Annotated in this window: 9 protein-coding genes; 3 read left to right on the top strand and 6 right to left on the bottom strand. The window is 76.4% G+C overall.

What is annotated here, in order from left to right:
• Positions 1-232: 232 nt before the first annotated feature.
• The 4 genes from AAHZ94_RS18500 to AAHZ94_RS18485 all read right to left on the bottom strand — a co-directional run bounded on the left by AAHZ94_RS18500 (position 233) and on the right by AAHZ94_RS18485 (position 5,977).
• Positions 233-2,566 carry a xanthine dehydrogenase family protein molybdopterin-binding subunit gene (locus AAHZ94_RS18500; RefSeq protein WP_349994066.1) on the bottom strand — a complete coding sequence of 778 codons (2,334 nt, stop codon included), beginning with the start codon at positions 2,564-2,566 and terminating at the stop codon, positions 233-235.
• Positions 2,563-3,873 (bottom strand): (2Fe-2S)-binding protein, encoded by a 1,311-nt coding sequence (locus AAHZ94_RS36475; RefSeq protein WP_502964710.1) that lies wholly within the window; start codon positions 3,871-3,873, stop codon positions 2,563-2,565. Before AAHZ94_RS36475 ends, AAHZ94_RS18500 begins: the two co-directional genes overlap by 4 nt.
• 496 nt (positions 3,874-4,369) lie before the next feature.
• Positions 4,370-4,903, bottom strand: a complete 534-nt coding sequence (locus AAHZ94_RS18490; RefSeq protein ID WP_349994068.1) for an indole-3-glycerol phosphate synthase — start codon at positions 4,901-4,903, stop codon at positions 4,370-4,372.
• 147 nt (positions 4,904-5,050) lie between these two features.
• Positions 5,051-5,977 (bottom strand): pyrimidine reductase family protein, encoded by a 927-nt coding sequence (locus AAHZ94_RS18485; protein ID WP_349994065.1) that lies wholly within the window; start codon positions 5,975-5,977, stop codon positions 5,051-5,053.
• Between the two features lie 115 nt (positions 5,978-6,092).
• Between AAHZ94_RS18485 and zapE the strand changes: the two genes are divergently transcribed.
• Both zapE and AAHZ94_RS18475 read left to right on the top strand, forming a co-directional pair.
• Positions 6,093-7,175, top strand: a complete 1,083-nt coding sequence (gene zapE / locus AAHZ94_RS18480; RefSeq protein ID WP_349994067.1) for a cell division protein ZapE — start codon at positions 6,093-6,095, stop codon at positions 7,173-7,175.
• Between the two features lie 513 nt (positions 7,176-7,688).
• Positions 7,689-9,089 (top strand): alkaline phosphatase PhoX, encoded by a 1,401-nt coding sequence (locus AAHZ94_RS18475; protein ID WP_349994064.1) that lies wholly within the window; start codon positions 7,689-7,691, stop codon positions 9,087-9,089.
• 104 nt (positions 9,090-9,193) lie between these two features.
• On the opposite strand, the gene AAHZ94_RS18470 is transcribed toward AAHZ94_RS18475, so the two are convergent.
• Together AAHZ94_RS18470 and AAHZ94_RS18465 are read right to left on the bottom strand one after the other, a co-directional pair.
• The gene (locus tag AAHZ94_RS18470; protein ID WP_349994063.1) at positions 9,194-9,862 is read right to left on the bottom strand and encodes an ABC transporter; all 669 of its coding nucleotides are present in this window, start codon (positions 9,860-9,862) and stop codon (positions 9,194-9,196) included.
• Positions 9,859-10,893 (bottom strand): ATP-binding cassette domain-containing protein, encoded by a 1,035-nt coding sequence (locus tag AAHZ94_RS18465; protein WP_349994062.1) that lies wholly within the window; start codon positions 10,891-10,893, stop codon positions 9,859-9,861. Before AAHZ94_RS18465 ends, AAHZ94_RS18470 begins: the two co-directional genes overlap by 4 nt.
• A gap of 147 nt (positions 10,894-11,040) precedes the next feature.
• Between AAHZ94_RS18465 and AAHZ94_RS18460 the strand changes: the two genes are divergently transcribed.
• Positions 11,041-11,242, top strand: a 202-nt coding sequence (locus tag AAHZ94_RS18460; protein ID WP_349994061.1) for a hypothetical protein, incomplete at its 3' end; no start/stop codon positions are given.

The raw sequence follows: 11,242 nt of genomic DNA, 5'->3' as shown, positions 1-11,242 counted from the left end.
GGGGCGTGGTGGGCGGTGCCCGCGGGCGGCGCCCGCCGCCCCCCCCCGGCCGCGGCGGGGCGGCCGCGCGGCCCCCCCCCCCCCCCGCTCGCGTACGCCTCGTACGCGCCGTACGTTTCGTACGCCCCATGCGCCTCGTACGCCAGGACTGGCGCGGACGCCGGGGGCGCCGGCCACGATCCGTGCCGCTGCCGGCCGCCGCCCGCGCCAACTGCCCCGGCGCCGGCTGCCGTTACCCCCGCTCGGCCTGTCCCACCGCCGCCTGGGGGCGGATCGGGAGGCGGCCGATCGGGCGGCCGGTCGCCGCGCGGACGGCCGATGCGACGGCCGCGGGTGAGGTGACGACGGGGGCCGCGCTGACCGCCTTGGCGCCGAACGGCGCCACCACGTCCCGCTCCTCGATGAGTTTCACGATCCGAATGTCGGGCACGTCGAGCGCGGTCGGCAGGGTGTAACCGGTGAGGTCGGGGTGGCGGACGATGCCGCGCGCGGTGCGCAGGTTCTCGCTGAGGGCCGCGCCGATGCCCTGCGTGACGCCGGCTTCGATGCGCGCCCTGAGCTGCGCCGGGTTGAGCACGCGCCCCACGTCCTGGGCGACCGCGAGTTCCACCACGCGCACCACGCCGAGTTCCACGTCCACGTCGACCACGGCCCGGATCGCGCAGAACGCCAAGCCCACGAAGGCGTCGCCCTGGCCCGACTCGTCCAGCGGCTCCGTCGGGTGCGGCCGGCACTGCGCGGTGGCCCACAGCTCCTTGCCGGCCAGCGCCTCGTCCACGGTGGTGCTGAGTACCCCGTCGTACGAGGTGATCTTGCCGTCGGCGATGGTGAGCAACTCCGTCGACATGCCGAACTTGTGCGCCAGCGGCTGGAGGAGTTGGGTGCGCACCATCTTGGCGGCCCGCTCCACCGCGCCGCCGGAGACCCAGGTGTGCCGACCGCGGGCGGCGGCGCCGGCCGGCGGCTGGTCGGTGTCGACGGGCGCCACGTGCACCTCCCGCACGCCCAGCGTCTCCTGCACGATCTGCCGGGCCAGGGTCGCGAAGCCCTGGCCGGTCTCCACGGCGGCACAGATCACGGTGGCCACCGAACCCTGCACCTTGACGGTGGCCGTGGACACCTCGTCGGCGCCCTCGGCGCCCAGCATGTGCACCATGCCGATGCCGTAGCCGACGCCGCGGCGCACCGCCTGTGCCTCGCCCGCGCCGTCCGGGCCGCCGGGCAGCAGCCAGTCCCCGGCGTCCGCGTCCGCGTCGGGCAGCGGCGGCAGCGGCTCGTCCCGCACCGCGGTCAGCAGGTCGGCCACCGGCGCCGGGCAGGTGACGGTCTGTCCGGTGGGCAGCAGGTCCCCGGTGGCCAGCACGTTGCGCATGCGCAGGTCGGCCGGGTCGATGCCGAGCTTGGCGGCGAGCTTGTCCATCTGGCCCTCGTACGCGGCGCACACCTGCATCGCGCCCTCGCCGCGCACGTGTCCAGAGGGCGGGTTGTTGGTGCGCACCGCCCAGCCCTCGATGAAGGCGTGCGGGACGACGTACGGGCCGCAGGCGAAGGAGACCGCGGCGGCCAGCGCCTCGCCCGAGGTGTCCGCGTACGCGCCGGCGTCCAGCAGGATCTGCGCCTCCACCTTGAGCAGGGTGCCCTCGGCGTCGGCGTGGTGGCGGTAGCGCAGCAGCGTGGGGTGGCGGTGGGCGTGGCCGAGGAAGGACTCCTCGCGGGTGGCGACCAGCTTGACGGGGCGGCCGGTGCGCAGCGCGAGCAGCCCGAGCGGCAGCAGCGTGCCGGCGTCCTCGCGCTCCCCCATCGCGCCCGGTACGCCGGTCACCACGACCTTGACGAGTGCGGGCGGCAGCGCGTAGCAGGCGGCGGCCAGGTCGCGGGCGGCGTGCGGGGCGGTGGACGCGGTGTAGATCTCCACGCCGCCGTCCGGGCGGGGCACTGCGAGCCCGGCCTCGGCGCCGATGGGCGCCGGGTCCTGCCGGCCGATGCGGTACACGCCCTCGACGATCACGTCGCCGACGACGGCGGGGTCGCCGTAGGTGAGCGGGATGTGCCGGATCAGGTTGCCGTCCGGGTGCAGCGGGTCGGCGCCGAACGCCTGCTCCGGGTCGGTGACCGGCTCAAGCACCTCGTACTCGACGGCGATGGCCGCCGCCGCGAGCCGGGCCGTGTCCGGGTGGTCGGCGGCCACGGCCGCGATCGGCTCGCCGTGGTGACGGACCAGTTCGGCGGCGAACACCGGCCGGTCCACCACGCCCCGCCCGTGCGCGGCGTCGCCCGGCACGTCGGCGTGGGTGAGGACGGCCCGCACGCCGGGCATGGCGGCTGCCGCCGAGGTGTCGATGGAGACGATGCGCGCGTGCGGGTGCGGGGAGCGCAGCACCGCGGCCCACAACAGGCCCTCGGCCCACAGGTCGGCGGCGTACGGGAAGACGCCCTGCGTCTTGGCGATGGTGTCGAGCGGCTGCACCGACACGCCGAGCCCGTGCGGGTCAGGCGACTCCGCCGGGGCCCTGCCCGCCACCGCAGGCACGCTGGCCGCGCCGAGGCCGTCCGCGGTTCCCGTCATCCCGATTGCCTTCCGCTGCCGCCGTCGTCGTGAACTGCACCGTCGCCGTAGCCGATGCCCTGACCCTCGGTGCCGTACCCCGGGTAGCCGGGCCCGAGCGCGCCACCGCCGGTGCCGTACCCGCCGGGGTCGCCCTGCGGCGCGCCGTGGCCCGGATAGCCGTTCTGGTACGCGGCGGGGCCGGCCTGGTACGCGGCGGGGTCGGGGGCTTCGGCCTGGTGCGGCACGCCCGGGTGGGGCGGCTCGTGCCGCGGGGCCTGCGGCCCGTCGTGGGGCAGTGCCTGGTGGTGCACGGGGCCGGCGGACGGGGCGGGCGCCTGGGCGGCCTCGTGCGCGGCGGCGTCCTCGGCCGCGGCGGCTGCCTCCCGACCGGCGACCACGTCGCTGACCGCGTCGAGCACGCCCCGGTAGCCGGAGCAGCGGCAGAGGTTGCCGCAGATGGCCTGTCGGGTCTCCTGCTCGTTGGGCGCGTGGTTGCCCTCAAGCAGGTCGTGCACGGTCATCGCGAGCCCGGGGACGCAGAAGCCGCACTGCACGGCGCCCGAAGCGGCCAGCGCGCGCTGCACGTCGCAGGGCTGGCCGTCGGCGGAAAGCCCCTCCACGGTGCGCACCTCGGCCCCGGCGGTGGTCGCCGCCGGCACCAGGCAGGAGGCCACCAGCCGCCCGTCCACCTGCACCGAACAGGCCCCGCACTCGCCCTGCGAACAGCCGTCCTTGGCCCCCGCTAGACCGAGCCGCTCGCGCAGCACGTACAGCAGCGACTCGCCGATCCAGGCGCCGGTCACGGGCCGGTCGGTGCCGTTGACCCGCAGCACGTACGAGGCGAGCGGGTGCTCGGTGTGCGGCTCGGCGGCGGGCACCGCGCCCGCGCCGTCGGCTGCTCCGTCGGTGGGGTCGTCGGTGGGGTCGTCGACCGCGATGTGCCGGACGTCGTGGTGGGCGGTGCCGGTTCCGTCGGCTGCTGCCCGGTCGGGATCGGCGTGGTCCGTCGCGGTGGGGTCGGTCTCGGCGTGGCCGTCGTTGACGGTGCCGGCCTCGGCGCCCTCGTCGGCGGTGCCGCCGGTCTCGGGGTGGTCGGTCTCGGGGTGGTCGGCGGCGTCCGCCGGGGTGGTGGTTTCGGTCGCGGTGGCGGCGGTTGGCCGGTCCCCCGTCGGGTCGGTTGCCGCCGGCTCCGGTGCGGCCGGGTCGCCGGTGGGGGCGCCGCTGCCGTCGTGGGGAACTCCGTCCGGTTCGTACGCGGCGGCGTCCGGGTGTGCGGTGTCGTCGCCGGCCGCGGCGGGCCGGCCGGCTGCCGGAGCACCGGCCACGTCGCCCGCGCGCGCGGGGTGCGGGGGGATACCGGGGCAATGAGCTCGGACGCCTCGGCTCCGATGGGCCTCCCGCACGCGCGCGGGAGGCGTCGTCACGAAGGCGGGGCCGGCGGCGTACGGGCCGGGCCGGCGCGTACGGGCGTACGGGCAGCGCGGCCAGCCGCGTACGGAGCGGGCGGGGCCCGCCGCGTACGGGGCCGGGGCGGGCGACGGGCCCGGGGCAGGTCGGCAGACAGGTGCGGCCGGCGGGGCTGCGGTGCGGCGGTGCGGCGGGCAAGGAGGCAGCCGGCAGACCGGCCGGCGGGCGGGCCCGAAGACGGATCAGGCTGGCGCGCCGGCCGGCAGACAGGTACCGGCCGGCAGGCAGGTCGTCGGGCAGCCGGCAGCAGACGGGCACAGGGACGGACACAGGGGCGGACAGCCGAGCAAGCGAACAAGCCGGCAGCGCCCCCGCAGAAACGTTCGTGTGGGGTGTCCGGGAGCCGGCGGTGGGCTAGGACGGGCCCGGTCGGCCCCCGCCCGCCGAGCCGTCGGCGGAACCGTCACCCGGGCCGGCGGCGGAACCGTCCGCCGGCTCGTCCGCCGCGTGCGCGAACAGCTTGAGCACCGGGACGCCCACCTTGTGCCGGGCCCTGGACGCCCAGTCGCGGTGGAAGAACTCTTCCACGAAGTGCGGGGCGGTCAACACGATCACCTCGTCCGCGCCGGTCTCCTCCACCACGGAGCGCAGCAGGTCCAGCGGGTGGCGCTGGACGATCTGGCCGACCGCCTCGCTGCCGGTGGCCCGTAGCGCCTCCAGCGAGTGGGCGAGGGCGCGCTCGGCGGGCAGCCCGTCGGTGCGGCCCTCGGGGGTCTCGGCCTCCTGCACGGCCCGGTCCAACTCGCCGAGCGCGACATCGTCGATGGCGCGCAACAGCCGGTCCTGGTCGCCGCGCGGCTGCATGAGCACGATGAAGGAGACGGAGTCGTCGCCGTGCAGCGAGGCGACGAAGTCCACGTCCACGGGTGTCAGGGGCTGCTCGATCATCAATACGCTCGTGAACACGACGGACGCCCTTCTTCCTCCTTGGGCCCATGCGGCCCAACAGAAACCATCCTGCGCGTGCCCTGACGGGACCGCGTGACACAAGTCTGCCCAGCAGAAGCTAACCGGAACGGTAAATTCCGCTGTTTGTCAGAACCGACGGTAGCGGGTGAAGAGAAAACCGTCCTCCTCGATGACGGAGGCGAGAGCGAAGCGTTCCGGCACGCTGAGCGGGGGTCCGTTCACCACTCGGGCGGCCGTTCCCGACACCAGCAGCGGGGCCACCGAGAGGCACAGTTCGTCGAGCGCGCCCGCGGCCACGAGCTGCCCCAGCAGCCGCGGCCCGCCCTCGGTGAGCAGCCGGGTCATGCCGCGCTCGGCCAGCGCGCCCTTGATGAGCGTCGGATCGACCCCGGCGCCCTGCCCGGCCCGCACCACCTCGACCCCGGCCGCCCGGGCCGCAGCCACCCGGTCCGCCGGCGCCGCGGCGCCCGTGACCACCAGCGTCGGCGTGAGCGGCGCGGTGAACAGCGGGAGCGAAAAGTCCAGGTCCAGGCTGGCGCTGACGACGGCGATGGCGGGCGCCGGCGGCTGCCCGAGCGCCGCCCTGCGGGCCGCGAACGCCTCCCGCGCCTTTGCCGGCCGGTACCCCTCCTGGCGCACCGTCTGCGCGCCGACCACGATCGCGTCGGCCAGGCCGCGCAGCACCCCGAAGATCCGCATGTCGGCGTCCGAGGAGAGCGGCTGGGAACGGCCCTCGTGGTGGGCGGCGCCGTCCAGCGAGGAGACCATGTTCGCCCGCAGCCAGGGGGTCCGTGCGCGGGTCGCGACGGCGGCGCCCGCGCCTCCGACAGCCGCCGCGTGGCCGGCCACGGAACCCGCCACGGAGCCCGCGACCGGCCCCGTCCCGACGGGCCCGACACCCGCCCCCTCCCCCGGCCTCTCACCCAGGCCCACGAGCCCGTCCGCGGCGTCGATCTCACCCGGATAGGCGTACGCGTCGGCCAGCTCTTCCAGCGACCAGGAGCCGGCTGGAGAATTCGACGGAACGGATGGTGTGGGGAACAGGCGTCGCATGGGCGCAGTGTGACATGGGTCGCTTGGCGTGCAGGGCCCCGGTGGGCAGCGGCTAGGCTGGACGGCTGTGTCTTCCACCTCCGACTCAGCCGCAGGTTCCCGGTCCGCCTCCCGAATAGGGAGCGCGGCGACGCACGAGGGCCCGCTCGCGCTGACCTCCCGCGCCCCCCGCGTCCCCGCCGACCAACTCGTGGCCGAGATGGTGCCGCCACCCCGCTTCGGCGTGGTGAGCTTCGACAACTACCTGCCCGACCCGAACCAGCCCAGCCAGGCCGAGGCCGTGCGCGTGCTGCGCACCTTCGCCGCGGGCCTGGGCGGCGGGGCGAGCGCGGCGGACGGCGGGCGCAGGCGCTGGTTCCGGCGTACGGCAAAGACCAAGGCGCCCGGCGGCCCGCGCGGCGTGTACCTGGACGGCGGGTACGGCGTCGGCAAGACCCACCTGCTGGCCTCGCTGTGGCACGCCACCCCGGCCGCCCCCGAGCAGAAGGCGTTCGGCACCTTCGTGGAGCTGACGAACCTGGTCGGCGCGCTGGGCTTCCAGGAGACGGTGCGCACCCTGAGCGGGCACCGGCTGCTGTGCATCGACGAATTCGAACTCGACGACCCAGGCGACACGGTGCTGGTCTCCAGCCTGCTGTCACGGCTGGTCGAGTCGGGCGTGGCGCTCGCCGCCACCTCCAACACGCTGCCGGGCAAGCTCGGCGAGGGCCGGTTCGCCGCCGCCGACTTCCTGCGCGAGATCCAGGGCCTGTCGGCGCACTTCCAGCCGCTGCGCATCGACGGCGACGACTACCGGCACCGCGGCCTGCCGGCGGCGCCCGAACCGTACGCGGACGCCACCGTCACCGAGGTCGCCCAGCGCACCCGCGGCGCCTCGCTCGACGACTTCGGCGCGCTGCTCACGCATCTGTCCACGGTCCACCCCAGCCGGTACGGGGCGATGACCGACGGCCTGCACGCGGTCTGCCTGACCGGCGTGACGCCGGTGCCCGACCAGTCGACGGCACTGCGCCTGGTCGTCCTCGCCGACCGGCTCTACGACCGCGAGGTCCCGGTGCTGGCCTCCGGCGTCCCCTTCGACCAGCTCTTCAGCGAGGACATGCTCAACGGCGGCTACCGGAAGAAGTACTTCCGTGCGATATCCCGGCTGACGGCCCTGGCCCGGGACGCGAAGGGGCTGACCGAGGTGGCGGGGTAGGGAGCGGGGCCTTGCGGGCGGGGCTCGGGCGCGGGGCTCGGGGCGGCCCGCGCGCGGCGGGTGGCTGACGCGCCGGCAGCGGCTCACCCGCCGGAGGTGGTCTGCCCGCCGGAGGTGGCCCGTCACGGCGGAGGTGGCCCGTCGCGGCGGAGGCGGCTCGCGGGGCGGGTGGCCCACCCGCCGGAAGCGGCCCGCGCGGCGGAGTGGGTTTGTCTCCGGCCGCGGAGTTTCGGGGGCGGGATGGGCTCCGGCCGCGGAGTCGGGGCGGCGGGGAAGGGGCTCCGGCCCACTGCCGTGGAATAACCAACTCCCCTTCGTACGCGACGAGTTGATGCCCTGCGGAACGCATGCCGCGGCAAGGGGCCGGCCGGGGCCCTGGAGCCCGTGCCTCCCGGGTGACAGTTCGGCGGATCGGTCGGCCGGGCGCGGTCACGCGCGGCTGGTTCCCGTACGGTCTGCTGCGTGGTACACACATGCGGTTACGTCACCTGTTCGCCAGCAGGGAGTCACCGTATGTCCACGACACGACGTCAGGTCCTGGCCCGTACCGGAGCGCTGGGGGCGGGCATCGCCTTCGCCGGGTCCTTCGAAGCCCTCTTCGCCGGGGCGGCAGCCGCCGCGCCGGGTGGCGACGGCCCCGGAGGCTACGGCCCACTGCTCCCCGACCCCGACGGCCTGCTCGACCTGCCGGCCGGGTTCCGCTACCGCGTGCTGTCCCGCGAGGGCGACCCGCTGCGATCCGGCGAGGGCCCGGTGCCCAGCAACCACGACGGCATGGCGGCCTTCCCCGGCTCCCCCGGCCACCCCGGACCCGCCGCCTACGGCCGCGCGCACACCCGGCTGGTCCGCAACCACGAGAACCGCCCGAACGCCGCCGTCCGGGTGCCCGCCGTACCGGGCCTGACCTACGACCCGACGGCCATGGGCGGCTGCACCACGCTCGCCCTCGACCCACGCGACCGGGTGCTCAGCGAGCGGGTCGCCATCGCCGGCACCGCCGTCAACTGCGCCGGCGGGCGCACCCCCTGGCACACCTGGCTGACCTGCGAGGAGACCGAGGACCTGGCCGGCACCAACGGCTACACCAAGGACCACGGCTTCGTCTTCGAGGTCGACCCGTACAACCCGCAGCGCACCGGCGCGGTGCCGCTCACCGCGCTCGGGCGGTTCCAGCACGAGGCGGTCGCGATCGACCCGCGGCGCGGCGTCGTGTACGAGACCGAGGACGCCTTCGAGCGGCCCTTCGGCCTCTTCTACCGGCTGCTGCCCAACAAGCCGCGCGGCGGGCGCGGTTCGCTGCGCGCCGGCGGGGTGCTGGAGGCGATGCGGGTGCCCGGCGTGCCCGACCTGTCGGTGGTCAGGGAGCCCGGCACGGTCTTCGACGACATCGCGTGGGTGCCGGTGCCCGACCCGCTGGCCAGGCGGACCCCGATCCGGTTCCAGGACTTCGGCAAGGGCGGCATCACCCACGCGCAGAAGCTCGAAGGCTGCTACTGGGGCGGCACCGGCGTGTTCTTCGTCTCCAGCTACGCGCGCGCCCGCGAGGGCTCGGCCGCCGACCACCACGGCCAGGTGTGGCGGTACGACCCGCACCACAACCGCCTCACCCTGATCGTCGTCTTCGGCCCGGACACCGACGTGCAGTTGCCCGGCGAGGCGCCCGACAACATCGCGCTCGCCCCCGGCGGCGGCCTCATGGTGGGCGAGGACGGCGACGGGGCCCAGCACGTCTTCGCCCTCTCCCGCCGCGGCGAGGTCCACCCGGTGGCCCGCGGCCGACAGAACATCGGCACCCCGCAGGCCCCGGCCTGGGGCGAGTTCGCGGGCGTCACCTTCGCCCCGGACGGGCGCACCCTGTACGTCAACTGCTACACGCCGGGGACGACGTTCGCCATCACGGGGCCTTGGCGCTGAGCGGGCGGGGCGGGGCGCATCCGCCGGTGGAGAGGGCCGCGGGTGGCTCCCGGGCCGGCGCCCGGCTCGTACGGACGGTGTCGGATGGGCCGCGTACGGCGCCGCTACCCCCGCCGCCCCGCCGCCGCGCACGCCCGCGCCGTGGCCGCGGCGCAGATCCGGGCGGCGAGCAGGCAGGGCAGCAACGGCAGCGGTACGGCGCCGCTGTGCGAGCCGGTGACCAGGTCGTGGGCGGCCGCGTAGGCCGGCGACGCGGCCCACACCAGGGCCAGCAGCGCGAGCAGGGCCGTGGCCAGCAGGCCCCAGCCGGGGCGGCGCACCAACGGCCAGTTGCACAGGGCGCCGACGGCCGTGCCGAGGAGGGCGCAGGCGAGCGCGGCCAGCAGCCCGCTGGCCGTCGCCTCCCCCACCGGCACGGCGACCTGGTGGTCGGCGCTGTGCGGGCTGCTGATCCGGGCGACGACCACGGTGGCCAGCACGCCGAGCCCGAGCGAACACAGCAGCGCGGTGAGTACGCAGGCCAACTGGACCCGGGCCGGGCTGGTCGCCGCAGCCGCCACGTGCCGGGCCGCCGGCGAGTCGCCGCTCGTGCACACCCGCACCCACCAGGCGGCCACCGGCAGCAGACCGGCGGCCGTGTAGCCGCGCGAGTCAAGGATCGGCTGGCCTGACTGCACGCCGATGACCAGGAACAACGCGTACAGCAGCAGCGGCGGCAGCCAGCGGTGCGAGCGGAGCAGCAGTTCCAGTTGGTAGCGCAGCAGGGCGGTCACGGGCGGGCCTCTCCTTCTGTGCCGTCCGGTGTTTCCGACTCTTCCCCCGGGCCTTGGGGCCCGCTCGGGCCGCGGGTGGGGGGCGGCCCGGTCCGCGGGCGGTCGCGGAGTGGGGTCACCGCGCGGACGTGCCACGGCGGGTCGGCCGTGAGCAGGGCGCGCAACACGGCGTCGGAGTGGGCGGCCGGCACCGTCAGCGCGCTGCCGCCGCCTGGTGCGCCGGCCACCTCGGGGTCGCCGGGCAGCCCGCTCGGCGGCACGGCGCCCGGCGGCCCCGCCACCTCGATCAGCACCAGGGGGCCGGGGCGGGCGGCAGAGCCGACGGGGTCGGTGTGGCCGGTGGGGGCTGAGGGGACTGCGGTGGTGGCGGAGCCCATGCCCTGCGGCGCCGGGGCGAGGCCGCTGCCCTGGATGCGGTAGACGGCGTCGGGCGCGCCGGCGAGCCGCAGCGGGTCGTGGTCGACGAAGACCACCGCGCCACCGGCGGCGACCCGCGCCGCCACCGCGCGGTCGAGTTCCGCCCTGGCCCGCTGGTCGAGCCCGGTCCACGCCTCGTCGAGCACCAGCAACTCGGGGTCGGCCAGCAGCGCCTGGGCCACGGCCACCTTCTGACTGGTGCCCTTGGACAGCTCGGCCAGCGGCGTACGGGCATGGCCGGCGGCCCCGAAACGCTCCAGCCACTCCCCAGCGGCCCGCGCCGCCCGCTGCCGACCCAGGCCGTGCACCCGGCCCATCCTGACCAGGTAGTCGGTGGCGGTGAAGGGCAGCGCGGCCGGGAACCGCTCGGGTACGTACGCAGTCCTCGGCCGGCCGCCGACCCGGCCCGTCGTGGGCCGGTCGATGCCGGCGACCAGCCGCAGCAGGGTCGACTTGCCGGTGCCGTTGGTGCCTTCGACGCGCACCAGCGACCCGCGCGGCACGACGAGGTCCACACCACGCAGCACCCAGGGACCGCGCAGCCCGTAGCGCCGGCCAACCCCGCGCAGGTGCACGACAGTTCCGGACGGTTGCGGTGGTCCCGACGGCTCCATGGGGCTGACCGTAGCCGACGGCCGGGCGGGGGCGGAGAGCGGTGCGGCGGCCCGGACGAACGGACCGGGCGGGATGCGGGTGGGGCGGCGGCCAGGCCGGGTGGACCGGGCGGGGGTACGGGTGCGGCGGCAGCCAGGCGGGCTGGGATGCGGGTGCGGCGGGATCGGGTGGGCTGGGCCAGACCGAGCGGGGACGTGGGTGGGGCGGCGGGGGGGGGGGGGGGGGGGGGTTTGGGGGCGTGCGGGGGGGGGGGGGGGCGGGTGCCCCCCCCCGCGCCCCCGCGGCCCCCCGGGGGCCGGTCGACGGTCGGCCAGGGGCGGTCCCGCACCAGCAGCTCCACGGCGCCCG

It is taken from the genome of Streptomyces sp. HSW2009 (assembly GCF_040240285.1).
GTDB lineage: Bacteria > Actinomycetota > Actinomycetes > Streptomycetales > Streptomycetaceae > Streptomyces.
The sequence above is the reverse complement of the archived record's forward strand: the minus strand, read 5'-3'. Positions and strand labels throughout refer to the sequence as shown.

Coding starts and splice junctions, on each gene's coding strand:
- AAHZ94_RS18500 (WP_349994066.1), bottom strand. CDS start 2,566: ATGACGGGAACCGCGGACGGCCTCGGCGCGGCCAGCGTGCCTGCGGTG.
- AAHZ94_RS18490 (WP_349994068.1), bottom strand. CDS start 4,903: ATGATCGAGCAGCCCCTGACACCCGTGGACGTGGACTTCGTCGCCTCG.
- AAHZ94_RS18485 (WP_349994065.1), bottom strand. CDS start 5,977: ATGCGACGCCTGTTCCCCACACCATCCGTTCCGTCGAATTCTCCAGCC.
- AAHZ94_RS18475 (WP_349994064.1), top strand. CDS start 7,689: ATGTCCACGACACGACGTCAGGTCCTGGCCCGTACCGGAGCGCTGGGG.
- AAHZ94_RS18465 (WP_349994062.1), bottom strand. CDS start 10,893: ATGGAGCCGTCGGGACCACCGCAACCGTCCGGAACTGTCGTGCACCTG.